Origin of the sequence: Streptomyces nymphaeiformis (assembly GCF_014203895.1) — a bacterium.
GTDB classification, from domain to species: Bacteria; Actinomycetota; Actinomycetes; order Streptomycetales; family Streptomycetaceae; genus Streptomyces; species Streptomyces nymphaeiformis.
On the sequence record NZ_JACHJY010000002.1, the window covers coordinates 601,586 to 624,588 of the forward strand.

The following is a 23,003-nucleotide window of genomic DNA, read 5'->3' on the forward strand; positions in this document are numbered from 1 at the left end:
GTCAACCGCGGGTAACTTCCAGCCATCGCAAAACCTTTCAGCAAGTTTCCGATTCTTCTTGCTTGTTGAGCTCCTCGAGGGAGTCCCCCATGAGACGAAGTCCCACGCGACGGCTGCTCCGGCCGCTGGCCGCCCTCGCCGTCGCCGGCACGCTGCTGAGCCTGACACCGGCCACCGCGCCGACCGCCGAGGCCGCCGTGACGGCCGGGAACACCGCGACCGTCTTCTACTTCACGAAGACCAGGAACTGGGCGCAGTACAACCTCCACTACGCACCCGACGGCGGCGCCTGGACCGCGGTTCCGGGCGTCGCGATGGAGGCCGCCTGCACCGACTGGGTCAAGCGGACCGTCGACCTCGGCTCCGCGAGCGGTCTGCAGGCCACCTTCAACAACGGCAGCGGCACCTGGGACAACAACGGCGGCGCGAACTACGCGCTCGGCACGGGGACCGTCACCGTCAAGGACGGTGTGGTCGCCCATTCCGACCCCTGCGCGGACACCGGCACCCCCGCGCCGAACTCCGCCACCGTGTACTACTCGACCGAGGCGCTCGGCTGGTCGACCGCGAACATCCACTACGCGCCCGCCGGCGGCTCCTGGACGACCGTCCCGGGCGTCGGCATGCAGGCCGCCTGCGCCGGCTGGTGGAAGCAGACCATCGGCCTCGGCTCGGCCACGTCCCTCAAGGCCGCGTTCAACAACGGCAACGGCACCTGGGACAACAACAACGGCGCCGACTACGCCGTCCCCACCGGCACCAGCACCGTGAAGAACCGGACGGTCACGGCGAACGCCCAGGACCCCTGCGCGGCCGCACCGCCCGACACACGGGCCCCGACCGCCCCCACCGGGCTCACCGCGCGGGCCGACGGCGTGTCCGTCGTCCTGAACTGGCAGCCGTCCACCGACGACCGGGCCGTCACCGGCTACCAGGTGGTCCGCACCGGCGGCAGCGGCGGCAGTGTCGTCACCAGCGTCGGCTCGACCGTGTTCACCGACACCGGTCTGGCCGAGAACACCGCGTACACCTACACCGTGCGGGCCGTCGACGCGGCCGGAAACGTCTCCGCGGCCTCGGCGTCCGCGCAGGCCACCACCGGTGTGAAGCCGGCCGACCCGGCGCCCGGCAGTCCGCTCGGCACCGACCCGCGCAAGGACCCGATCTACTTCGTCCTCACCGCCCGCTTCCACGACGGCGACGCCACGAACAACCGGGGCGGCAGCCAGCACGTGAAGTCCGGCAACGCGGCCCAGGACGACCCCATGTTCCGCGGCGACTTCAAGGGCCTGGTCGAGAAGCTCGACTACATCAAGGCGCTGGGCTTCTCGGCCGTGTGGATCACCCCGGTGGTACTGAACCGCTCGGACTACGACTACCACGGCTACCACGGCTGGGACTTCTACAAGGTCGACCCGCGCCTGGAGTCCGCCGGCGCCTCCTACCAGGACCTCATTGACGCGGCCCACGCCAAGGGCATGAAGATCTACCAGGACGTGGTCTACAACCACTCCTCCCGCTGGGGCGCCAAGGGCCTGTTCACCCCGACCGTCTACGGCGTCCGCGACTCCCAGTGGAGCTGGTACTACGACGAGAAGCAGCCCGGCTTCGAGTACGACGGGCTGACCGTCGACCCGAAGACCGGCAAGTCGTACTACAACGGCGACCTGTGGTCCACGGCAGAGCTCGCCGGCAACACCTGCCTCAACTGGGGCAAGCCGACGGGCGGGAAGAGCGCCGAGGGGTACACGCTCTACAACTGCCAGTGGCCTTCCCCCACCTCCGGGATGTTCCCGAAGGCGCTCTACCACCAGTGCTGGATCGGCAACTGGGAGGGCGAGGACGCCCGTTCCTGCTGGCTGCACGAGGACCTGGCGGACTTCAACACCGAGAACGCGACCGTGCAGGGCTATCTGATCGGCGCCTACGACAAGTACATCGACATGGGCGTCGACGGCTTCCGCGTGGACACCGCCGTGCACATCCCCCGCACCACCTGGAACCGCCGCTTCCTGCCCGCGATCCAGGAGCGGGTCGCCCAGCGCCACGGCGCCGAGGCGGCGCGGAACTTCTTCGTCTTCGGCGAGGTCGCCGCCTTCGTCAACGACAAGTGGAACCGCGGCTCGGTCAACCACTCCGCGCAGTTCTTCACGTGGAAGGAGCGCAAGGAGTACGACGCCGACGACGCCAAGGCGAGCCTGGAGATGTACGCGTACGAGCAGGGGCTCGGCCCGGCCGGGCAGCCCACCAGCACCAACGCGTTCCTGCAGGGCAACAGCTACCACACGCCCGACCACTCGCGGTTCTCCGGCATGAACATCATCGACATGCGCATGCACATGAACTTCGGCGACGCGCAGAACGCCTTCTCCAACGGCAAGGACTCCGACGACAGCGTCAACGACGCCACATACAACGTCGTCTACGTCGACAGCCACGACTACGGCCCCAACAAGAGCAGCGAGCGCTACGCGGGCGGCACCGACGCGTGGGCCGAGAACATGTCCCTGATGTGGACCTTCCGCGGCATTCCGACCCTCTACTACGGCTCCGAGATCGAGTTCCAGGCCGGGAAGAAGATCGATTGCGGGCCCACCTGCCCGCTCGCCGCGACCGGCCGCGCCTACTACGGCGACCACCTCGCCGGAAGCGTGACGGCGGCCGGCTTCTCGAAGGTCGCCTCCGCGAGCGGCGCGGTCGCCACCACCCTTGACCAGCCCCTGGTCAAGCACCTCCAGCGGCTCAACCAGATCCGCCGGGCGGTCCCCGCCCTGCAGATGGGCCAGTACTCCACCGAGGGCATCAGCGGCGGCATGGCCTTCAAGCGCCGCTACACCGCGGCCGGGACCGACAGCTTCGCGCTGGTCACGGTCAGCGGGGGCGCCACGTACACCGGGATCCCCAACGGCACGTACGTGGACGCCGTCACCGGCGACGTCCGGACCGTCACGAACGGCAGCCTGACGGTCGCCGCGCCCGGCAAGGGCAATCTCCGGGTGTACGTGCTCGGCGGCACCGGCAAGGTCGGCGCCGACGGCCCCTACCTCAGGTAGCGGCAGGCCTGCGGGTGCCGCAGAGCCGGTCAGGACATCGACGGCCCGGTGCGGATGAGGCCGCGCTCGTACGCCTTCACCAGGCGCTGCGGGACCCGGTGGACGACACCGTCCACGGTGATCGGCACCAGCTGGGGCGTGGTCGCCTTCCACTGGGCGCGGCGGTGGCGGGTGTTGCTGCGGGACGTCTTCCGCTTGGGGACGGCCATCGTGAGACTCCTTGGTCCGGTTTCCGACTCGCAGGGGGTGCGGCACTGCGGTTCGGGGTGTGCGCGTCGCGCATGTGTGAAGTGGTCGGGTGAGATGAGCGGGGGCGCGTCGGCCCGGCTCGGGTGGGCGTCGCCCGGTGTGTCGCGGCGTCGTGAATCCGCTTCTACCAGCTGGACTTGGTGACTCCCGGCAGGAATCCGGCGTGAGCCTGCTGTCGCGTCCGTACGCGTGAGAGTCCGAACGTGCGCAGGTAGCCCCGAGGGCGCCCGTCCACGCTGTCGCGGTTGCGTACGCGTGTCGCGCTGGCGTCGCGCGGCTGGCGCCGCAACTCCGCGAGGGCGGTGTCGCGTTCGGCCGCGGTGGACGACGGCCGGCGGATGACCTCCTTCAGTTCGGCCCGCCGGGCGGCGTACCGCTCGACGATCTCCTTGCGCTTCTCGTTCTTGGCGATCTTGCTCCGCTTCGCCATCAGACCTTCCCTCCTCGTGCGCGGATGCGCACCACGGCGGCTTCGATGCCGATCGCGTCGACCGTCTTGATCGCCTTGGTGCTGAGCGTCAGGCGTACGTGGCGCCCCTCACCGGGCAGCCAGTAGCGCTTGCGCTGGACGTTCGGGTCGAAGCGGCGCGAGGTGCGCCGGTGGGAGTGGGAGATGGTGTTGCCGAATCCCGGCTTCGCGCCGGTCAGTTGGCAGTGCGCCGACATGGATGGTGCCGCCCTTCTCGCTGGCTGGGTGATGCGTACGATACCCGGTATTGGAAATGAAAACCGTTCCCATATACTACCGGCATGGCGCGCACCGAGCGCCGCCCGGTCATCAAGCTCCGCTTCCGCGAAGCGCGCTGACGCACACGACCGCGCACCCCGCCAGACCCGATCACCGAAAGGCCCGCCATGAAGCCCGGAATCCATCCCGTCTATGAGCCCGTCGTCTTCCGCGACTCCGCCTCCGGCACCGCGTTCCTCACCCGCTCCACCCTGACCGGTGACAGGACGATCGAGTGGGAGGACGGCAACACCTACCCGGTCGTCGACGTGGAGATCTCCTCGGCGAGCCACCCCTTCTACACGGGCACGGCGCGCGTCCTCGACACGGCCGGCCGCGTGGAGAAGTTCGAGCGCCGCTACGGGGCCCGTTGATGGGCGACGAACACCGGCTGCCCGTCGTGATCGTCGCCGGGCTGCACGCCGATGCGCGGAAGGAGGTCGTCGGGCGACTTCTGCGGACCGTTCCGGACAGCGTGGCGCTGCACCACGACCTCGCCGGAGGGCCCGACGGCACGGTGCTCCGTCTCGTACGGGACGCCTCCGGCACCGTCTCCTCGGGCGAGACCCCGCTGGTCAACGACTGCGCGTGCTGCGCGCTGCGCGAGGACCTGGTTCCGGAACTGGAGCGGCTGGCGGACGGCGGTCTGACCCGTCTCGCCGTCGTCGAGTTGTGGGACTCGGTCGAACCGAAGGCCATGGCCGAGGTCATCGCCGCCCACGGCGGAGACCGCATGGCCGTGACGAACGTGATCACCGCAGTGGACCCGGCGCTCGTCCTGCCCTGTCTGGGCAACGGCGACGACCTCGCCGAGGCGGGTCTGGCCGCTGCCCCCACCGACCGGCGGACGGTGGGCGACACGTGGGCCCGGCAATTGGAGTACGCGCCCGTGCTCGCCGTGGTCGACAGCGACGAGGCCGACGAGGAGGACCTCGCCCTCCTTGCGCAGCTGCATCCCACCGCTCGGCGCGTCCAGGCCGGTTCGGGCGAGCTCGTCGAAGCCGCGTTCGCCGGCTTCGACGTCGAGGCCGCCGCGGCCGCGCAGCATCCCGCGTGCGCGCTGCTGCCCCAGGACGCCGACGAGGCCGGAGTCGCCACCTTCGTCTGGCGCCGCCACCGGCCGTTCCACCCGGAGCGGCTGTACGAGGCGCTGGAGGACCTGTGCTGCGCGGCGGCCCGCAGCCGCGGCCGGTTCTGGCTCGCCGACCGCCCCGACACCCTGCTCGCCTGGGACGCGGCCGGCGGAGCGCTGTGCGTGGAGAGCGCCGGTCCCTGGCTGGCGTCACTGCCGGACGCCGCCTGGGAGCTGGTCCCGCCCGTGCGCCGCGCGGCGGCCGCCCTCGACTGGCACCCCGAGCACGGCGACTGCTGCCAGCACCTCGTCTTCACCTCGCCCGGCCTCGACCGGGACGGGCTCGAACAACTCCTCGACTCCTGCCTGCTCACGGACGCCGAGTACCAGGCGGGACGCGAGGAGTGGAAGCGCCTGCCCGGCGCCTTCGACTCCCTCCTCGACGCCGCCTGATCTCGTACGACCCCACGGAAACACCCACGAGAAGGAGCCGCCCCATGGCCCGACGACACACCGACCCCCGCAAGCCCGTCAAGTCCCGCCCCAACCCGCTCGACGCGGCCGGCATCACGTACGTCGACTACAAGGACACCGACCTGCTCCGGAAGTTCGTCTCCGACCGCGGCAAGATCCGCAGCCGACGCGTCACCCGCGTGACCGCCCAGCAGCAGCGCTCCCTCGCGGCCGCCGTCAAGAACGCCCGGGAGATGGCCCTGCTGCCGTATGCCGGTCGCTGACGACCGGCCTTTCCCTTGCGTGACGAACGGGTGACCGCCGGGACGGCCATGGCGGGAGCGCCCGCCGGCCTATGAGGCGGGCTTCGGGGCCGAGCGGCACCAGCCGTGTTCGAGCGCCTCGACGAACTCCTCGGCGCCGGGCCAGGGGCCGTGACCGGAGGCGGGGTTGAGATGTCCGACGTCGCCGAGTTCCACGAGGCGGCTGCCCCAGTCCCGGGCCAGTGCCGCGACGCGCTCCAAGGAGCCGAGAGGATCGGTCGAACTGGCCGCGACGATGCTGGGGAAGGGGAGGGGGCCGCGGGACACCGGGGCCCAGCCGGACTTCTCCAGCTCGCCCGGGGTGGGGTAGCCGTCCGGGAGAGGCGTGTCGAAGTCCGGGGGCGTGGCCAGCAGGGCGCCCCGGACGTCGGCGTTGTGCCGTCGGGCCCACTGCACCGTGGTCAGGCAGCCCGCGCTGTGGGCGACCAGCAGGAGCGGTCCGGTGGTCCGTGCGATCACCTCGACCAGCTTGGCGACGTGGGCGTCGCGGCTGAGGCGGTTCCCTGTCAGCGGGGGAACGGTGCACACGGTGCGGCCGGTTTCGGTGAGCCGCCGGGCCAGCAGGGTCTGCCAGTGGTCCTCGACGTGGTCGCGCATGCCGGGGACGATCACGACGGTGGGCCGCGTCGTCGGGCTCATGTGGGCACCTCCGATGGTTGCTCGGGCTCCGCCGCCGGGGCGAGGCCGGTGAGACGGCGCAGATCGCGTTCGTACCAGCGGCGGCCGATGAGGAAGGCCACCGTGGCCCCGATCGCCACGAGGGGGACGAGCCGCAGTGCGTGGAGCAGGCCGAGTCGGTCCGCCAGGAGCCCCGTGACGGCGGGGCCGGGGGCGAGTCCGAGCAGGCTCTGGGCAAGCGTGAGGGTGGCGAACGCCGTCGCGGCGACGGCCGCGGGCGTCAGGTTCGCCACCATGGCGGCCCCTGGTCCGGCCGTTCCCGCGCACAGCAAGCTCCCCAGCGCCAGCACCAGCAGCTGCACCGGACCGGCCGGCAGGCGGAACGCGACCACCAGAAGGACCAGGGATCCCAAGCTGCAGCTGATGGCGACGACCCACTTCCGGACCGGGGACCGCCGGCTGAGCCTGTCCGACGCGATCCCGCCGAGGATCATGCCGACTCCGATGACCAGGGCGAAGAGACCGGCGGTCCCCCCGGCTTCTGCGGGCGGCATGTCGTAGTAGCGGTTGAAGTAGCTGGGCAGCCAGGCGATGAGCGAGCCGGCGACGAACAGCTGCAGCCCGCTGCCGATGTAGGCGCTGACCACGGACACGGAGGAGAACAGGCGGGGGAGAAGGCTCTTGAGCCGGCCGCGGGAGCCGCCGCCGGTGCCGGCCCACCGCCCCTGCGGCGTCAGTCTCCTCTCCGTGACCACGGCCGCGTAGACCAGGGTGAGCACCAGCCCGAAGACGCCCATCGCGCCGAACGCCCAGCGCCAGCCGAGCTGCTGGGCGACGGCGCCGCCGATCGCCACTCCCAGGACCGAGCCGAAGGCACCTCCCGCGATGAAGGCACCGGAGAGGGTGGCCCGCATCGCGACGGGGAAGACGCTCAGCACGACGGCGATGCCGACGCTTCCGTAGGCCGCCTCGCCTATGCCGACGACGAACCGGCCGAGGAACATCTGGCCGTAGCTCGCTGCCACCGCGCAGCCCAGAGTCGCCAGGCTCCACATCGTGGCGGCGACGATCAGGGACTTCACCCGGCCCCAGCGGTCGGCCACCAGCGAGAGGGGGAAGGTGAGGAGGCCGACCATCAGCGCCACGATGCCGCTGAGCGAACCCAGTCCGGCGTCGGACAGCAGCCATTCGGCTTTCAGCATCGGGAAGACGGCGTTGAGCACCTGCCGGGACATGTAGTCGGACAGCAGAAGCCCGAAGCTCAGCGTGAAGACCACCCAGGCGTAGCGTCGGGACACAGGCCATCCCGAGGAGGCCGTGGCCCCCGGGACGGCGTCCGCAGTGGTGTGAAACTCCATTGTCATCACCTCGACTGCTTCTGAAGGGGTCAGACCGGTCGGCCGCCGACGATTCCCGCGCGCTCCATCTTGCGGACGGCGGGCCAGTAGTCCTGGACGGCGTAGTGCTGGGTGGAGCGGTTGTCCCAGACGGCCACGCTGTTCTTCCGCCAGCGGAAGCGGACCTGGTACTCGGGGACGGAGGCCTGGCTGATCAGGTAGTTCAGCAGGAGGTTCGCCCCGGGCGCGTAGTCCTGGCCGAAGCGGACGTTCCGAGGCGTGTGGTAGTTGACGAAGTGCGTCGTGAAGGCGTTGACGAAGAGGATCTTCTCGCCGGTCTCGGGGTGGGTGCGGACCACCGGGTGCTCGGCGTCCGGGAACAGCGCCTTCAGCGCGTGGCGCTTCTCCTCGGGCAGGACGGCGCCGAAGGTCGCCTCGATGCTGTGCCGGGCGCGCAGGTCCTCGATCTGCGTCCTGATGTGCTCGGGGAGGCGGTTGTAGGCCTCGACCATGTCGACCCAGATGGTGTCGCCGCCCACGGGAGGCGATTCGACGCAGCGCAGCACGGCTCCCATGGACGGGTTCTCGCGCCAGGTCCCGTCGGTGTGCAGGGCGTTCTCGTAGTGCTCGGCGGGACTGTCCAGCTCCTTGTAGATCCGGACCAGACCCGGGTGGTCGGGGTCGCTTCCGGCGACGGGGTGGTCCTCCAGCTCGCCGAAGCGCCGGGCGAAGAGGACGTGTTCGGCGCGGGTGATGTCCTGGTCGCGCAGGAACAGGACCTTGTGCCGCAGCAACAGGCTCTTGATCTCGGCGAAGAGGCCGTCGTCACGGGCGGCGTCGGCGAGGCTCACGCCGGAGATCTCGGCGCCGAGGGTGCAGGTCAGCGGCTCGACCTCGATCGAGCTGCGGAGCACGCCCGGGCGCACCAGGGCGGGCGCGGGTTCGCCGGGGCGGAGGGTCTGGGGCATGGTGCACACTCCTGGGACGAAGGTGATTCTGGGATGACGGTCGGTCCCGGTGCCACGTGGGGTGCTCAGACGAGGAGGACGGAGGATCCCGTGGTTCGTCCGGCTTCCAGATCGCGATGCGCCTGTGCCGCGTCCTTGAGCGCGTAGCGCTGATTGATCTCGATCCTGATGCGTCCGGAAGCGACGTGGCCGAACAGTTCGCCTGCCAGGGCGTCCCGCTCCGCGGGGGCGGCGATGTAGTCCGCCAGCGCGGGGCGGGTGACGAACAGAGAGCCGCCGACGGCGAGTTGCACGGCGTCGATCGGTGGCACGGGTCCGGAGGCGGTGCCGAAGCAGACCAGCAGACCGCGGCGCTTCAGCGAGGCCAGCGAGCCTGCGAAGGTGTCCTTGCCGACGCTGTCCAGGACGACCGGCACTCCGACGCCGTCGGTGAGTTCCCGCACCCTCTCGGCCACGTTCTCGCGCCGGTAGTGGATGATGTGCCCGCACCCGTGGGCCCTGGCGATCTCCGCCTTCTCCTCGCTGGAGACCGTTCCGATCACGGTGATGCCGAGCAGCCTGGCCCACTGCGAGACGATCAGGCCGACGCCCCCCGCCGCCGCGTGGAGCAGCACCGTGTCACCCGCCTTCAGCGGGTGGATCCGGCGCAGCAGGTACGCCGAGGTGAGCCCGCGCATGGTCATCGCGGCGGCGGTCTCGCAGCTGATCGCGTCAGGCAGCTTGATCAGGTGTGCGGCGGGCATGACCCGCTCGGTGGCGTAGGCGCCCAGCGGGCTGCCGGTGTAGGTCACGCGATCGCCCTCGGCGACATGGGTGACGCCTTCGCCGACGGCCTCGACCACGCCGGACGCCTCGACGCCGATGCCGTCGGGCAGCCGGACCGGGTAGAGACCGGTACGGAAGTACGTGTCGGCGAAGTTGAGGCCGACGGCGACGTGCCGGATGCGCACCTCGCCCGGGCCGGGGTCGCCGACGGTGACCTCCTCCCATGTCAGGACGTCAGGACCACCGGTTTCGTAGAAGCGGACGGCGTGTGCCACGGGTTTGCTCCGGATGCTCGTGGGTGGGGACTCTCGGGTACGGCGGTGGTCGCAGGGTCAGCTCTTGGGGTCGCGCAGCATGAAGCCGCGCCGGCCGGGCACGCGGTTCGGGACCATGCCGAGACGACCGAGCGTCTCGTCGGCGTCGGCGTAGTACTCGCCGATCTTGTAGATCCTCCTGGCCTCCTGACCGGTCGCGACGTCGCGTCCGACGGCTTCCGCGATCCGGACCATCTGCTCGACCTGCTCCACGGACGACATCCGCTCGCCCTTGCGCCGCCACAGGTTGTCCTCGTTGCCCACCCGGACGTGCACGCCGAGAGCGATGGCGATCGCGTTCATCGGTGCCACGGCGCGCATGGAGCTCTCGATGGTGAGAACCGCACCGTCCGGGACGCGGCGGACGAACTCGATCAGGTCGGCGGGGTGCCGACCGGCGAAACCGCCGCCGATCGCCACGTAGTTGAGGACGAGGGGCCCGGTGTGGACGCCGGCGCGGATGAGCCGCTCGACGGTCTCCAGCTGGGCCATGGTGGCGAGCTGGAAGTGCGGCTGGATGCCGTTCTCCCTGAGCCGCCTGAGGTGTTCGAGGTAGAACTCCGGACCGGCCTCGACGACCATGTCGCGGTAGGCCCGGTAGTACTCCGGCTTCGCTATCGAGGTGCCCTCCAGGTCCTCGTCCGTCATGATCTCGACGATGTTCATCTGGCTGGTGTTGATCGCGATGGTCACCTGGTCCGGCGCGGGGGTGAGGTCGGCCAGCATGTGGCGGGTGTCGTAGCTGAGCCACTTCGCGTCGGCGCCCTCGCCCTCGGGGGCGAAGGAGATGGACCCGCCGATCTGCAGGACCATGTCCGGTACGGCGTCGCGCAGTCGGCCGAGGAGTTCGTTGAACATGGACATCCGCTTGGAGCCCTTGCCGTCGAGCTCGCGCACATGGATGTGGAGCACCGTGGCACCGGCGTCGTAGCAGTCGACGGCCGCCTGGACGTGCTCGTCCATGGTCAGGGGCAGGTCGTCGGCGTCGCCGGGCAGCCACTCCGGTCCGTACGGGGCAGCCTGGATGACCAGCTTCTCCTGGTTCTCGGGGAAGAGCGAGTCGTCGTGGAAATGCACGGTCCTTCTCCTTCGCGTACGGGTGATGACCCGGTGTGCCCGCCGACGTCCGTGGTGTCGGAGCATTCGGACGGCAGGGGTCGGAACGGGTCGGGGAGAACGTCGAGAACATCGAGAACGTCGGGCGCACAGGCCCGGTCGCGATCGACCGGCCCGGAGGGGGCGTGCTGCGTGAAGCGGATCGGCTCCCCTCCGGGGGCCGACCACCGTGTGGTGCAGCCACGGTAGAGCCGCGTGAATCCGGCTGCTTGACCCGAGGTGACGGATGACTTGTCAATCGGGGACAGAGGGCCCGGAGGCGGAGGCGCCGGCCGGGCGTCGTCCTGCCGTGGGCGTCAGCCCCGGCCGGGGTCCTGCTCCTGGCTCTTCTCCTTGCGCCACTCCCTCGGGCTGCACCCGAGCTGCTCGCGGAACCATCGGGAGAACGCGCTCAGGGAGGAGAAGCCCAGGAGGCCGGAGATCTCCGTGAGTGAACGGCGGGGACTGGCCACGACCTGCTCCGCGAGCCGCAACCGCGTGGCGTTGAGCAGGGACGAGAACGTCTCTCCCGAGTGGGCCAGATGACGGTGGACGGTGCGCCGGTCGACGCCGAGGCTGCGGGCGACCTGCTCGATCGAGCATCGGCCGGTCGGCAGCAGGGCCTCGATGAGCTCGCGGACCCGGTCCACCACCGAGGTGTCCCGGGGAGAGGCGGCGATGGCGTCGAAGTACTGCCGGGCGTAGTTCCGGAGGTGCGGGTCCGCCATGGCATTGGGGGCGTCGAGGTCGTCGGCGTAGAAGACCATGCCGTTGAACTCGCGATCGAACTCGAGGCCGGGGCCGAACAGTCGGCGGTGCCTGCCGGGGTCCGCCGGGGCCCTGTGGGTGAACCACACGGAGAGCGGGTGCCACCGCGGGTCGAGGAACCCTCGGAGAATGCGGGTGAAGGCGCCCACGGCCAATTCCGTGGCCTGCCGGGCAGGCATCGAATCGCCGAGTCGGAGATCCACCTTGAGGGTGGCCAGACCGTTGCGCTCGGACAGCCGCGCGTGCAGGAGCTCGTTGTACATGTGCTCGTGCCGGAGCAGCAGCCCCAGCGCACTGCGTACGTCGGGTTCCTCACGGACGACCAGGCTGAGGGGGCCGAGGTTGGAGAAGCGGCGCAACTCCGCCATGCGCAGGCCGAAGTCGTCGTGGTGCGAGGCGGCCGCGGAGAGTTCCAGGAGCCGGACCGCTGCCGTGCCGGAGATCCATCGGTCCTGGACGGCGAGGTCCGCGGTGTCCAGATCGACGCGCTTCATCTGCGCGTGCGGGTCGACGCCGAGGGAGCGGCTCAGCTCGACGTAGCCGTTCAGTGCTGCGGTACGGACAAGGGGCCTCATGGCGTACTCCCGGACTCGGTCCCGAGAAGTTAAGTTTTCCGCCCCGTCGCGTCAAGCAGGGAAAACGCGCGGCCCCTGGCATCCCCTCAGCGTCGGATTCCCCGACCGCCGCCGACGTCGTGCCGGCGGTTGAACCGGACAGAAACGGAACCGGTCGTCCGTCGTTCGAGCCTCACCCCGCGCTGAGCCGGGAGCCACCGGCGTACATCTCGCTGAGGATTCGCCGACGGCCGCGTAGCACTTGAGGATGACCCCGCGCCCGTACGGAGACGGACTTCTCGGCCGGGAGGGAACCCCGGCCCGCGGTCGCCGTCTTGGTCCTCGTGTCGACTTGATCGTCGAGTCGACCCGAGGAGGGGTGTGATGGCAGGTCAGGCGTGTAGGACGAAGCGGGCGAAGGCATCGGCGCCGGAGTACCAGGGTGCTCTCGAATCGTTGTCGGTGAACGCCTCACTGCCCGAGGTGCTGGCGCGGGGCATGGAGGAGCTGCAGGCGGCGGAGCGGGCCGGGGACCGGCGGGAGGAGGCGCGCTGCGGGCTGGCCGTGGCGGAGGCCTGTCGCAGGCTCGGGCGCATCGAGGAGGCCGACCGGGCGTGGAAGGCGAGCTACCGGGCGGCGCGTTCGGCCGGTCACGAGGGGGCCATGGCGTGGGCTCTGTGGAGCGGCGGCACGCTGGCCCGACAGCGCGGTGCGTTCAGGCTGGCGTACCGGTTGCTGAGGCTGGCCGCCGAGACGGGCGAGCGGGGCGGTGACGTCGTCGTGCGCGGCTACTCGCTGGCGGGGCTTGCCGAGACCGGGCGCATCCAGGGCGATTACGCGGCGGTGCGGAGGCTGCACGAGCAGCTGCTTGCCGAGGCCCGCCGCCGCGGCGAGGCCCGGCACACGGTGTGGGCGCTGGAGGGCATCGCGCAGATGCACCGCAACACCGGCGAATACGACGAGGCCCTGGCCCTGTTCGAGGAGGCGGCCGACACGGCGTCCCGAGCCGAGGACCGGCGCGGGTGGGCATGGGCGCTGCGCGGCATAGCGGACGTGGTGTCCGTGCGCGACGCCGACGTGGAGCGCGCCCTGTCGCTGCTGTCCCAGGCGGAGGAGGCCTGCCGGGAGATGCGGCTGTCCAGCGCGCTCGCCTACAACCACAAGATGCGCGGCAACGTGCTGTACCGGGCGGGCCGCTACGAGCAGGCCCGTGAGATGTACGCGCTGGCCCTTGAGGAGTTCCGCGAGATGGACGAGCCGCGCGGGACGGCGCTGTCGCGACTGGGCCTGGTCAAGGCCTCCGCCCACCTGGGCCGCGATGCCGCGCACACTGCCGCGGACCTGGCCGAACTGCGCTCGACGCTGGACCGTATCGGGCTGCGGCACGCCCGGGACATGGTGGACAAGGCAGCGGCCGAACTGGGGGTCGGGCCGCTGCCGGACCACGGCGGCCACGAGCAGGGCGCCGCGAGGCCCGTGCTGCCGGCGGTCGGGGCCGAGGCGCTTCAGGCCGCCGATGTGGAGGGCCTGCGGTGAGCGCCGTCCCGACACCGTTCTCGCCGGGCGTCGCAGTCGTGGCCACGGTGCGTTCCTCTCGCGATCACGACACTGATCACGGGATTGATCACGGGATTGACCACGACGTCGATCACGACGCAGCGCCGGCCCGTGTCCTGGAGCGCTGTCGCGAACTCGTCCGGCCCGCGCTGGTGGAGGCGGTGAGCAGCCTCCATCCGTGGACCGGTGAGATGGCGGCGTACGCGCTGGGCTGGTCCGACACGTCCGGTACTCCGGATTCCGGCGGGTCCGAGGGCAAGGGAGTGCGCCAGGCGCTCGCCGTGCTCGGGGCCGAGGCGGTCGGGGCGGACGGCGCGGACGCCGTCCCCGGCGCCGTGGCCGTCGAATTCGTGCACACCTTCTCGCTCCTCCACGACGACATCATGGACGGCGACGCCCTGCGCCGGCAGCGGCCCGCGGTGTGGAAGGCATACGGGACCGGCCCCGCCGTTCTCGCCGGCGACGCGCTTCTCGCCCAGGCCATGACCACCCTGGCCGAGACTCCGGGTCGGCACGCGGCGGCCGCGGTCCGCTGCTTCTGCCGGACCCTGAACGCGCTGGTGTCCGGCCAGGCACAGGACCTGCGGTTTGAACACCGTCCGTGGTACGGCCCCGGCGCCGTCGGGCCGGAGCAGTACCGGTCGATGGCCGAACACAAGACAGGCGCCCTGCTGGGCTGCGCGGTCGCGCTCGGCGCGGTCCTCGGCGGCGCCCCCGACCGGACCGTGACCACGCTCGAACGGGCGGGCCGCCATCTCGGCCTCGCCTTTCAGGCGGTGGACGACATCCTCGGCATCTGGGGCGACCCCGCCGTGACCGGCAAACCCGTCCACGCCGACCTGCGCAGGGGCAAGAAGACCTACCCGATGCTCGCCGCACTGGCCGGCGGAGGCAGGGCCGCCCACGAACTGGCGGCGCTGCTCGACCCTCCCCAGCCGCTCGACCACGAGGCCGCCGCACACGTCGCGGCACTCGTGGAGGAGCTGGGCGGGCGGACCGCGACCCGCGACGAGGCGCGCCGGCACCTGGACACCGCCCGCCGCGCGCTGCGCGACGCGTCGCTCACGCGCACCGCCGCACAGCAACTGGACGGGCTGTTCACGTACGTGCTCGACCGGACCAGGTGATCACCCAGGTCCGGCGCCCGCCCGGGGACCATGGCGACGACCTTCCTTCCGCGGACCGCCCCGGTGACCTCCGGTTCGGCATCCGGTGTCGCCCGGGGTGAGGCGGGCGGGTCTCGGCCGCGTAGGAGGTGGAGGGGCGATGTCGACGCCGTGCCCGGTGAGCACGGTGCGGATCGGCTCGACGACGGGGCGTCCGATCCCGAAGGCGTCGGCGGCCCGACGGCCCCGATGAGGCGGTCACTCGGCCCCCGCCTCCGCAGGCGGGGGCGGTGCCGGAGCGGTGTGCCGGTCTCCGGCGTAAGGTCAGGGGTGTGCAGCCGATCAACACCTCCGGCGCACCGGCCCCGCCCGCAGCACTCCGGCCCGCCGCGCCGCCGTCGTCGCTGTCGCCGTCGCGGGCGGGCGACTTCATGCAGTGTCCGCTGCTGTACCGGTTCCGGGTGATCGACCGGCTGCCGGAGAAGCCGAGTGCGGCGATGGCTCGGGGCACGCTGGTGCACGCGGTGCTGGAGCGGATCTTCGACGTGCCGGCGGCGGAGCGCACGGCCGTCCGGGCCCGGGCCATGGTGGCGGGCGAGTGGGAGCGGCTGCTGGCGGCGCGGCCGGAGCTCGCGGAGCTGTTCGAGCGGGACGACGGGGCGCCCGCCCCGGAGCGGGGCGCGGAGTGGCTGGCCACGGCGGAGCAGCTGGTCGAGCGGTGGTTCACCCTGGAGGACCCGGCCCGTCTGGAGCCCGCGGAGCGGGAGTTGTTCGTCAAAACCACGCTGGACTCCGGGCTGAAGCTGCGAGGGGTCATCGACCGGGTGGACGTGGCGCCGACCGGCGAGGTGCGGATCGTCGACTACAAGACCGGCCGGGCGCCCCGGCCTGAGTACGCGGCGGACGCGCTGTTCCAGCTGAAGTTCTACGCCCTGGTGCTGTGGCGGCGGCGTGGCACCGTGCCACGCCGCCTGCAGCTGGTCTACCTGGGCAGCGGGGACGTACTCACCTACGACCCGGCGGAGGCCGATCTGCGGGCCGTGGAGCGCAAGCTCCTGGCGCTGTGGGACGCGATCGGGCGGGCGACGCGGACGGGCGACTGGCCTCCGCGCCCGAGCCGGCTGTGCGACTGGTGCCCCCATCGGGCGCTGTGCCCGGCCTGGGGCGGCACCCCGCCGCCTTATCCCCTGGCCGTCGCCACGGATCCGGCCGAGGGGGAGGACGAGCACCCGGCCGCCGACGCCGACTGAGGCCGGAGGCGGTCGACCCCCGCGCACATGTGGGCGCGCATTATACACGTTCTCGCTGACATTTCTCCCTTTCCTGTATCTTTCTTGCCGAAAAGGGTGGATTCTTCCCCTTTGTGCGCTTAGCGTGGATGCAGACAGAATTCGAATGCATATTCGATCCGAGCGACGGTCACGCGGGAGCACGTCCTGCCGGACGAGGACCGCGTCCCCTGTCGGCCAGGCCCACCCGGAACCGCCGTCGCAGACGCCAGGAGAACGGCGTGAACCTCACCTTCACCACTGCCACCAAGGAACAGGCCAAGGCCCGCATCGCGCTTGCCGGCCCCACGGGGTCGGGCAAGACCTACACCGCCCTGGTCACCGCCACCGGACTCGGCGAGCGGGTCGCCCTGATCGACACCGAGCACGGCAGCGCCGCCAAGTACGCCGACGAGTTCGCCTTCGACACCCTCCCGCTCACGACGTTCCAGCCCACCACCCTCGTCGACGCGCTCGCGGTGGCCGCCCACGACGGTTACGACGTCATGATCGTCGACTCTCTGAGTCACTTCTGGTCCGGCACCGGCGGGATGCTGGAGCAGGTCGACAACGCGGCCAAGCGCCTCGGAGCGGGCGGCAGCTTCGCCGGCTGGAAGGAAGCCCGCCCCCAGGAGCGGGCGATGATCGACGCACTGCTCGCCTACCCCGGTCACCTCATCGTCACCATGCGCACCAAGACCGAGTACGTCGTGGAGGCCGACGAGCGCGGCCGCAAGGTACCGCGCAAGATCGGGCTCAAGCCCGAGCAACGGGAGGGCATCGAGTACGAATTCGACATCGTCGGCGATCTCGACCACGAGAACACCCTGGTGATCTCCAAGTCCCGGGCGAAGCCGCTGTCCGGGACGGTGCTCCACACGCCGGGCCCGGAGTTCGCCGAGGCCGTCCTCGACTGGCTGGAGGCCGGCAAGCCCGCCCTCTCCGTGTCCGACTACGTCACGGCGGCCACCGCGCCGGGCGCCGGCCACGAGGAGCTGCGCGCCCTGTACGAGGAGGCCCGCCGGCACAACCTGCTCGGCGCCGCCGTCCTGGACGACCGCGGGGAGACCTGCACACTCGGCCAGTTGATAGTGCGCCACGGCACCGCGGCGGCGAGGAACAGGGTCGCCGAGGACGTCGAGTCCGGTGCCGGGGCCAAGCGGGAGAACGGGGCCAAGCGGGAGAACGGGGCCGAGCGGAAGGGCAAGGCGGCATGAGCCTCAAGGAGCACGCCACCCGGGTCGCCGTGCTCCGGGTGCTGCGCGACGCCGTCGACGCCGAGTACCAGACCGAGCGCCACGAGGTCCTCGAGGAGCTGCTCGCGGCCCGCGCCGAGCTGAACCTGAAATCGGTCCGGGTGGCACTGCCGGACGACACACCGGTCGCCACCCTCACCCTCGTCGACCCCCAACCGACGGTCGTGGTCGCCGACGAGGAGGCCTTCACCGCCTGGGTGGCCGACAACCACCCCGGCGAGGTGGAGAAGCTGGTCCGGGTGCGCCCCGGCTGGCAACGGCAGTTCCTCGCCCGGCTGACCTGCCTCGACCCGGTCGCCGACCCGTACAGCGGCGAGGAGATCCCGGGCCTCGGCGTGCTGCCGGCCTCCGAACCGCGGTCGTTCAGCCTGCGTCCCCTGCCCGGCGGACGGGAACGGATCGCCCGCGCCTGGTACACCGGCACGCTCGACCTGCGCCGTCTGCTTCCCCTCAAGGGCGGCGAGGATCCATGACCGCCGTCATCGCCCACCCCGACCGGGACGCGCTCGGCACGGTGTGGTTCCTGGTCTCCCGGGCCGGTCACCTCGATTGCGGCCGCTGGACGTTCGAGGACGACAAGTGGCTGCGGTGCGCCTGCGGGGCCGTCCTGTACGCGTACCCGCAGCCGGCGGATGCAGCGGGAAGCGGTGCACCGGCGCCAGCCGGGACGTTCCCCCGCGGAAGGGAAGAGCGAATGCTGCCGGTCGAGACGGCCCAGCTCGTCGCCCTGGTCGCGGCGATGTGCCCGTCGATGCACCTGGAGGAGAGCACGACGGACGCCTGGCACCTGCTGCTCGCCGACCTGGACGTCGCCGATGTGCGGGCGGCCGTGACCCGGCTGGGCAGACAGCGGTCCCGTATCGCCGCCGCCGACATCCGCGCCGAGGTGCGCGCGATCCGGGAGGAGCGGCTCGCCCGCGACCCGCTGCCGCTCCCGGACAGCGACCCCGACGACCCGCGCCGTTATCGTGCGGAACTCCTCGCGCTGGTGACCGCGATCGCCTCAGGACAGCGGGTCGCGCGCGTACCCGCCGCCCCGGTCGGTCCGCCCTCCCACCTCACCGGCTCGAAGCGCGACCCGCGCGTCCGCGCCCTCCGCGTGCCCTGTCCCTGGTGCGGGGCTGCCGCAGACCGTCCCTGCGTCGTCCCCCGGCTCGGAACCCCGCTGAGGAGGGCCCCTGCCCACCAGGCACGGCTCCTCGCAGCCGGGGTGGCCGAGCCCGGGCCGAGGCAGGAGGAGGAAGCGCGGTGAACCCGATGAGCGTCCCACCTCGAGAAGGGGCCGCCGTACCGGAGCCCCGCCGTCCCTCCCCTCCGGGCACCCCTCACCACCGGTACGAGGCCGCCCGTCGAACGCGAACAGGCACGGGTGAGGAATCACCCGCCGCACGAGAGGAAAGCCGCCATGGCCGGTGAAACCGTCATCACCGTCGTCGGCAACCTGACCGACGACCCCGAGCTGCGCCTCACCCCGTCCGGCGACACCGTCGCGCACTTCACCGTCGCGTCCACGCCCCGCACCTTCGACCGGCAGAGCAACGAATGGCGGGACGCCGAGACGCTGTTCCTGCGCTGCTCGGTCTGGCGGCAGGAGGCGGAGCACGTCGTCGAGTCCCTGACCCGCGGCACCCGCGTCATCGTCCAGGGGCGGCTGCGCCAGCGGACGTACGAGACCCGGGAGGGCGAGAGGCGGACCGTCGTCGAGCTGGAGGCCGACGAGATCGGCCCGTCGCTGCGGTTCGCCGCCGCGACGGTCACCAAACCCCCGCACACCGGCGTCCCCGCCGGTTCCCGCGGCGGTCCCCGTCCTCCCACCGAGGACCCGTTCACCCGGCCCCACGGCGGTGAGTCGCGCACTCCCGACGGCGGCGAGGAGCCCGTCCTCGCCGAGGGCGGACGACGTGCCTCCCGCGAGGAGACGGATCCCTTCTGACGGACCGGCGCCCCGTGCGTCGGCCGCGACCACACACCGCACCCATCGGAGGCGGACCCCATGAAGGAACAGGACCGCGAGGATGCGCTCGAGCTCGCCCTCGCCCAGATCGAGAAACGGTTCGGCGCGGGCTCGGTGATGCGCCTGGGCGATGAGCCGGGGGTCCCGATCGAGGCCCTCCCCACCGGCTCGATCGCCCTGGATCTCGCCCTCGGCGTCGGCGGCCTGCCGCGCGGCCGCGTGGTGGAGATCTACGGCCCGGAGTCCTCCGGCAAGACGACCCTGGCCCTGCACGCCATGGCCAACGCGCAGAAGGCGGGCGGGATCGCGGCGTTCATCGACGCCGAGTACGGCTTCGACCTCGAGTACGCCAGGCGGCTCGGCGTCGACACCGACGCCCTGCTGGTCTGCCAGCCGGACAACGGCGAACAGGCCCTGCAGATCGCCGACACCCTCATCCACTCCGGCGCCCTGGACCTCATCGTCATCGACTCCGTCGCGGCGCTGGTGCCGCGCGCGGAGATCGAGGGCGAGATGGGCGACTCGCACGTCGGCCTGCAGGCCCGGCTGATGAGCCAGGCGCTCCGGAAGATCGCCGGCGCGCTGGGCCACTCCGGAACCACGATGGTCTTCATCAACCAGCTGCGCGAGAAGATCGGCGTGATGTTCGGCTCGCCGGAGACCACTCCCGGCGGTCGGGCGCTGAAGTTCTATGCCTCGGTCCGCCTCGACATCCGCCGCATCGAGACCCTCAAGGACGGCGCCGAGCCGGTGGGCAACCGCACCCGCGTCAAGGTGGCCAAGAACAAGGTCGCCCCGCCGTTCAGGCAGGCCGAGTTCGACATCCTCTACGGCCGGGGCATCAGCCGCGAGGGCGAGCTGATCGACCTGGGCGTTCAGCAGGGCCTCGTCCGCAAGGCCGGCGCCTGGTACACGTACGAGGGCGACCGGCTCGGCCAGGGCAAGGAGAACGCCCGTAACCTCCTGAAGGACAACCCCGACCTCGCCGACGAGATCGAGAAGAGGATCAGGGAGAAACTGGGCATCGGGGCGAAGCCGGAGGACCCGGCGGAGCCCTGGGCGGATACGGCGAACCGAGTGGCCGCACCCGGCACCGTGCCGTTCGACTCGGACGCGGCCGGTTCGGGCTCCACCGGGCCGACCTCGTCGGCCCCGAACGGTCAGGTCCCCCGCGTCCTCCTCGACGGCACCCCGGCCGGGCCATGAAGACCAGCCCGCCGCTCCCGCAGACCGACGCGAGGCGAACGCCGGTGAACCGGGGCGGCACCATGCTCCCCGGCACCGCCACGCCTCGGGGCGAGACGCCGGCCCCGGGCGGGACCGTCGCCGGCCGGCCCACCGCGGCGGAGCCGGCCCACCGGCCGGTCGCGGTCCTCGCCGACGGCGAGGAGCGGGCCACCGAGGCGGCGTTGCGCCCCAAGGACCTGGACGGGTTCATCGGCCAGGAACGGGTCCGCGAGCAGCTCGACCTCGTCCTCAGGGCCGCGCGGCAGCGGAGCGCCACCGCCGAACACGTGCTGCTCTCCGGTGCCCCGGGGCTCGGCAAGACCACCCTGGCGATGATCATCGCCGCGGAGATGGGCGCCCCGCTGCGCATCACCTCCGGCCCCGCCATCCAGCACCCCGGGGACCTGGCGGCGGTCCTGGCCTCGCTCACGGGGGGCGAGGTCCTCTTCCTCGACGAGATCCACCGCATGTCCCGGCCGGCCGAGGAGATGCTCTACCTGGCGATGGAGGACTTCCGCGTCGACATCGTCGTCGGCACCGGCCTCGACGCGGCCGCCATGTCCCTCGAACTGCCGCCGTTCACCCTCGTCGGCGCCACCGTCCGGGCCGGCCTGCTGCTCCCGCCGCTGCGCGACCGCTTCGGCTTCACCGCCCACATGGAGTTCTACGACCCGGCCGAACTGGAGCGCGTCGTCCACCGCTCCGCCCGCCTGCTGGAGGTGGAGATCGAGCCCGCGGGCGCCGCCGAGATCGCCGGCCGCTCCCGTGGCACCCCCCGCATCGCCAACCGGTTGCTGCGCCGGGTGCGGGACTACGCCCAGGTCACCGCGGACGGCGTGGTCTCCCGCGAGATCGCGTCCGCGGCCATGGGGGTCTACGAGGTCGACGGCCGCGGCCTGGACCGCTTGGACCGGGCCGTGCTGCACGCCCTGCTGAAGCTGTTCGGCGGCGGCCCGGTGGGCCTGGCCACCCTCGCGGTCGCGGTGGGGGAGGAGCGGGACACGGTGGAGGAGGTCGCCGAGCCGTTCCTGGTTCGGGAGGGGCTGCTGGCCCGGACGCCCCGGGGGCGGGTCGCGACGCCCGCAGCCTGGGCCCACCTCGGGCTCGTACCGCCGCCCGGGCCATCCTGGGCCGCGTCCCCGGGACCGCACCAGAGTGGAGATTCCGGACGGGACGGCCCGCCTGGAGGCTGCACCGGGACCACCTCCCCGAACGCCCCCCGGCACCGGCCCCCGTGACGGTGAGACCCATGGCTGCCCGTACGAAAACCGCCGAGGACCGGCCGTCCTGCCGCTGCACCGAGTGCGGCCGGCAGACGGCCGAGCGGCTCGGCCGCTGCCCCGAATGCCAGGCCTGGGGGACGGTCCGCGAAGGCTCAGGCCTATAAGGACCGTTCGGAGAGGTCCGTCCGGAAAGGACCGTTCGGAGAGGCCCGTCCGACGAGAACTCGTGGCCGGCGCTGGACGAGTCCACCGGGTCGGCCATGGGCGGCACTGTTCCTCATTCCGGTCCGTGCGCACGCGAACGCCTGCGCACGGACCATCCCCTCATTCCCGCGCCCCCGGGCACGGCCTCACTCGCGCGCGCCGGGCACGGGCACCGGGACAGGGACGCCCTCCGCCTCCGCGGCCTCCCGTACGACGGCTCCCCACGCCCCGGCCATCGCGCCCCAGACCGCGCGCAGCCCGGGCTCCGCCTCCCGTACGGAGGTGACGGCACCGTCCGGGTCGCCGCCGGCCGCCCGTACGGCCGGCCCGTCCGATTCCGCCCAGTCGGCGATCGCGTCGGCGAGGACCTCCGGGTGGAACTGCACGCCCCACGCCCGGGGCCCGACCCGGAAGGCCTGGTAGGGGCAGTCGTCCCCGGTCAGCAGCGGCACCGCGCCGACGGGCAGCGTCTCGGCCTCGTCCCAGTGCCACTGGGCCGCGAGTGCCCCCTCGGGCACCGCGCCCAGCACCGGATCGGCGTCGGCGGCGGGCAGCCGGCGCAGCGGTACGGCCCCGACCTCGGGGCCCTGCGGGCGCCGGACGACCCGGCCGCCGAGGGCATGCGCCAGGACCTGGCCGCCGAGGCAGATGCCCAGGACCGGGAGGCGGGCGTCGACGGCCTCCCTCATCAGCTCCCTGAGGCGCGGCAGCCAGGGCGCGGCCGTGTCGTCCTCGCAGTTGGGCGCGCCGCCGAGGACGAGCAGACCCGCCCAGCCGGACAGGTCGGCGGGCAACTCCTCGCCCCGCCAAGGGTGGTGGACCCGCAGATCGAGCCCCGCATCGCGGAGCCGCTCGCCGACCAGGCCGGGACCGGTGTCGGCCTCGTGCTGGACCACCAGAACAGGGTGTGCG

At 71.9% G+C, this 23,003-nt stretch carries 23 protein-coding genes and 1 pseudogene; 14 read left to right on the top strand and 10 right to left on the bottom strand.

All coding sequences use genetic code 11. From position 1 onward, the window contains the following. Positions 1-89: 89 nt before the first annotated feature. A complete protein-coding gene (locus tag GGE06_RS08510; RefSeq protein WP_184930430.1) occupies positions 90-3,053 on the top strand; it encodes a carbohydrate binding domain-containing protein in 2,964 nt (987 codons plus the stop codon). Between the two features lie 29 nt (positions 3,054-3,082). Here GGE06_RS08510 and rpmF read toward each other — a convergent pair whose 3' ends face one another. The 3 genes from rpmF to rpmB all read right to left on the bottom strand — a co-directional run bounded on the left by rpmF (position 3,083) and on the right by rpmB (position 3,968). Next, positions 3,083-3,262: a 50S ribosomal protein L32 gene (gene rpmF / locus GGE06_RS08515; protein WP_184930431.1), complete on the bottom strand. Its 180-nt coding sequence runs from the start codon at positions 3,260-3,262 to the stop codon at positions 3,083-3,085. 164 nt (positions 3,263-3,426) lie between these two features. Then, positions 3,427-3,732, bottom strand: coding sequence for a 30S ribosomal protein S14 (rpsN, locus tag GGE06_RS08520; protein WP_184930432.1), 306 nt, complete (start codon positions 3,730-3,732; stop codon positions 3,427-3,429). Continuing rightward, positions 3,732-3,968 carry a 50S ribosomal protein L28 gene (gene rpmB, locus GGE06_RS08525; protein WP_184930433.1) on the bottom strand — a complete coding sequence of 79 codons (237 nt, stop codon included), beginning with the start codon at positions 3,966-3,968 and terminating at the stop codon, positions 3,732-3,734. Before rpmB ends, rpsN begins: the two co-directional genes overlap by 1 nt. A 189-nt stretch (positions 3,969-4,157) precedes the next feature. Between rpmB and GGE06_RS08530 the strand changes: the two genes are divergently transcribed. From GGE06_RS08530 to rpsR, 3 genes are read left to right on the top strand one after another with little or no spacing between them, the layout of a single operon-like run. Further along, positions 4,158-4,403 carry a type B 50S ribosomal protein L31 gene (locus GGE06_RS08530; RefSeq protein WP_116157105.1) on the top strand — a complete coding sequence of 82 codons (246 nt, stop codon included), beginning with the start codon at positions 4,158-4,160 and terminating at the stop codon, positions 4,401-4,403. Beyond that, positions 4,403-5,554, top strand: a complete 1,152-nt coding sequence (locus tag GGE06_RS08535) for a CobW family GTP-binding protein (RefSeq protein WP_184930434.1) — start codon at positions 4,403-4,405, stop codon at positions 5,552-5,554. Before GGE06_RS08530 ends, GGE06_RS08535 begins: the two co-directional genes overlap by 1 nt. Positions 5,555-5,598: 44 nt before the next feature. Next, on the top strand, positions 5,599-5,838 hold the full coding sequence (rpsR, locus tag GGE06_RS08540; RefSeq protein ID WP_116157103.1) for a 30S ribosomal protein S18: 240 nt from the start codon (positions 5,599-5,601) through the stop codon (positions 5,836-5,838). 69 nt (positions 5,839-5,907) lie between these two features. On the opposite strand, the gene GGE06_RS08545 is transcribed toward rpsR, so the two are convergent. The 6 genes from GGE06_RS08545 to GGE06_RS08570 all read right to left on the bottom strand — a co-directional run bounded on the left by GGE06_RS08545 (position 5,908) and on the right by GGE06_RS08570 (position 12,317). Further along, positions 5,908-6,516 (bottom strand): RBBP9/YdeN family alpha/beta hydrolase, encoded by a 609-nt coding sequence (locus GGE06_RS08545; RefSeq protein WP_184930435.1) that lies wholly within the window; start codon positions 6,514-6,516, stop codon positions 5,908-5,910. After that, the gene (locus tag GGE06_RS08550; protein WP_312883062.1) at positions 6,513-7,793 is read right to left on the bottom strand and encodes an MFS transporter; all 1,281 of its coding nucleotides are present in this window, start codon (positions 7,791-7,793) and stop codon (positions 6,513-6,515) included. Before GGE06_RS08550 ends, GGE06_RS08545 begins: the two co-directional genes overlap by 4 nt. A gap of 89 nt (positions 7,794-7,882) precedes the next feature. Beyond that, positions 7,883-8,800, bottom strand: coding sequence for a TauD/TfdA dioxygenase family protein (locus tag GGE06_RS08555; protein WP_116157100.1), 918 nt, complete (start codon positions 8,798-8,800; stop codon positions 7,883-7,885). 65 nt (positions 8,801-8,865) lie between these two features. After that, the gene (locus GGE06_RS08560; protein WP_184930437.1) at positions 8,866-9,840 is read right to left on the bottom strand and encodes a quinone oxidoreductase family protein; all 975 of its coding nucleotides are present in this window, start codon (positions 9,838-9,840) and stop codon (positions 8,866-8,868) included. Between the two features lie 57 nt (positions 9,841-9,897). Further along, positions 9,898-10,956 carry a beta-keto acid cleavage family enzyme gene (locus tag GGE06_RS08565; RefSeq protein ID WP_116157098.1) on the bottom strand — a complete coding sequence of 353 codons (1,059 nt, stop codon included), beginning with the start codon at positions 10,954-10,956 and terminating at the stop codon, positions 9,898-9,900. A gap of 335 nt (positions 10,957-11,291) precedes the next feature. Continuing rightward, on the bottom strand, positions 11,292-12,317 hold the full coding sequence (locus tag GGE06_RS08570; protein WP_116157097.1) for an AraC family transcriptional regulator: 1,026 nt from the start codon (positions 12,315-12,317) through the stop codon (positions 11,292-11,294). Positions 12,318-12,680: 363 nt separating this feature from the next. Here GGE06_RS08570 and GGE06_RS08575 point away from each other — a divergent pair, with 363 nt between their 5' ends. From GGE06_RS08575 to GGE06_RS08620, 10 genes and pseudogenes are all read left to right on the top strand, one after another. Further along, positions 12,681-13,832 carry a tetratricopeptide repeat protein gene (locus GGE06_RS08575; RefSeq protein WP_116157096.1) on the top strand — a complete coding sequence of 384 codons (1,152 nt, stop codon included), beginning with the start codon at positions 12,681-12,683 and terminating at the stop codon, positions 13,830-13,832. A 95-nt stretch (positions 13,833-13,927) separates the two neighbouring features. Next, positions 13,928-14,980: a polyprenyl synthetase family protein gene (locus tag GGE06_RS08580; protein ID WP_312883085.1), complete on the top strand. Its 1,053-nt coding sequence runs from the start codon at positions 13,928-13,930 to the stop codon at positions 14,978-14,980. Between the two features lie 311 nt (positions 14,981-15,291). Continuing rightward, a complete protein-coding gene (locus GGE06_RS08585; protein WP_184930438.1) occupies positions 15,292-16,209 on the top strand; it encodes a RecB family exonuclease in 918 nt (305 codons plus the stop codon). Positions 16,210-16,469: 260 nt separating this feature from the next. After that, positions 16,470-17,444, top strand: coding sequence for an ATP-binding protein (locus GGE06_RS08590; protein WP_184930439.1), 975 nt, complete (start codon positions 16,470-16,472; stop codon positions 17,442-17,444). After that, positions 17,441-17,956, top strand: a complete 516-nt coding sequence (locus tag GGE06_RS08595; protein WP_116157093.1) for a hypothetical protein — start codon at positions 17,441-17,443, stop codon at positions 17,954-17,956. Before GGE06_RS08590 ends, GGE06_RS08595 begins: the two co-directional genes overlap by 4 nt. Then, positions 17,953-18,735: a zinc finger domain-containing protein gene (locus GGE06_RS08600; RefSeq protein WP_116157092.1), complete on the top strand. Its 783-nt coding sequence runs from the start codon at positions 17,953-17,955 to the stop codon at positions 18,733-18,735. The genes GGE06_RS08595 and GGE06_RS08600 overlap by 4 nt, the downstream gene beginning before the upstream one ends. 153 nt (positions 18,736-18,888) lie before the next feature. After that, entirely contained in the window at positions 18,889-19,416 is a 528-nt protein-coding gene (locus GGE06_RS08605) for a single-stranded DNA-binding protein (RefSeq protein WP_184930440.1), read from the top strand. A 60-nt stretch (positions 19,417-19,476) separates the two neighbouring features. Continuing rightward, entirely contained in the window at positions 19,477-20,643 is a 1,167-nt protein-coding gene (gene recA / locus GGE06_RS08610) for a recombinase RecA (protein ID WP_116157090.1), read from the top strand. A 62-nt stretch (positions 20,644-20,705) separates the two neighbouring features. Then, a complete protein-coding gene (gene ruvB / locus GGE06_RS08615; RefSeq protein ID WP_184930622.1) occupies positions 20,706-21,902 on the top strand; it encodes a Holliday junction branch migration DNA helicase RuvB in 1,197 nt (398 codons plus the stop codon). Between the two features lie 11 nt (positions 21,903-21,913). Continuing rightward, a pseudogene (locus GGE06_RS08620) lies at positions 21,914-22,036 on the top strand (hypothetical protein); the annotation flags it as partial. 201 nt (positions 22,037-22,237) lie between these two features. On the opposite strand, the gene GGE06_RS08625 reads toward GGE06_RS08620, so the two are convergent. Next, positions 22,238-22,987 (bottom strand): type 1 glutamine amidotransferase, encoded by a 750-nt coding sequence (locus tag GGE06_RS08625; RefSeq protein ID WP_312883063.1) that lies wholly within the window; start codon positions 22,985-22,987, stop codon positions 22,238-22,240. Positions 22,988-23,003 lie beyond the last annotated feature (16 nt).

Coding starts and splice junctions, on each gene's coding strand:
- GGE06_RS08510 (WP_184930430.1), top strand. CDS start 90: ATGAGACGAAGTCCCACGCGACGGCTGCTCCGGCCGCTGGCCGCCCTC.
- rpmF (WP_184930431.1), bottom strand. CDS start 3,262: ATGGCCGTCCCCAAGCGGAAGACGTCCCGCAGCAACACCCGCCACCGC.
- rpsN (WP_184930432.1), bottom strand. CDS start 3,732: ATGGCGAAGCGGAGCAAGATCGCCAAGAACGAGAAGCGCAAGGAGATC.
- rpmB (WP_184930433.1), bottom strand. CDS start 3,968: ATGTCGGCGCACTGCCAACTGACCGGCGCGAAGCCGGGATTCGGCAAC.
- GGE06_RS08530 (WP_116157105.1), top strand. CDS start 4,158: ATGAAGCCCGGAATCCATCCCGTCTATGAGCCCGTCGTCTTCCGCGAC.
- GGE06_RS08535 (WP_184930434.1), top strand. CDS start 4,403: ATGGGCGACGAACACCGGCTGCCCGTCGTGATCGTCGCCGGGCTGCAC.
- rpsR (WP_116157103.1), top strand. CDS start 5,599: ATGGCCCGACGACACACCGACCCCCGCAAGCCCGTCAAGTCCCGCCCC.
- GGE06_RS08545 (WP_184930435.1), bottom strand. CDS start 6,516: ATGAGCCCGACGACGCGGCCCACCGTCGTGATCGTCCCCGGCATGCGC.
- GGE06_RS08555 (WP_116157100.1), bottom strand. CDS start 8,800: ATGCCCCAGACCCTCCGCCCCGGCGAACCCGCGCCCGCCCTGGTGCGC.
- GGE06_RS08570 (WP_116157097.1), bottom strand. CDS start 12,317: ATGAGGCCCCTTGTCCGTACCGCAGCACTGAACGGCTACGTCGAGCTG.
- GGE06_RS08575 (WP_116157096.1), top strand. CDS start 12,681: ATGGCAGGTCAGGCGTGTAGGACGAAGCGGGCGAAGGCATCGGCGCCG.
- GGE06_RS08595 (WP_116157093.1), top strand. CDS start 17,441: ATGAGCCTCAAGGAGCACGCCACCCGGGTCGCCGTGCTCCGGGTGCTG.
- GGE06_RS08600 (WP_116157092.1), top strand. CDS start 17,953: ATGACCGCCGTCATCGCCCACCCCGACCGGGACGCGCTCGGCACGGTG.
- GGE06_RS08605 (WP_184930440.1), top strand. CDS start 18,889: ATGGCCGGTGAAACCGTCATCACCGTCGTCGGCAACCTGACCGACGAC.
- recA (WP_116157090.1), top strand. CDS start 19,477: ATGAAGGAACAGGACCGCGAGGATGCGCTCGAGCTCGCCCTCGCCCAG.
- ruvB (WP_184930622.1), top strand. CDS start 20,706: ATGCTCCCCGGCACCGCCACGCCTCGGGGCGAGACGCCGGCCCCGGGC.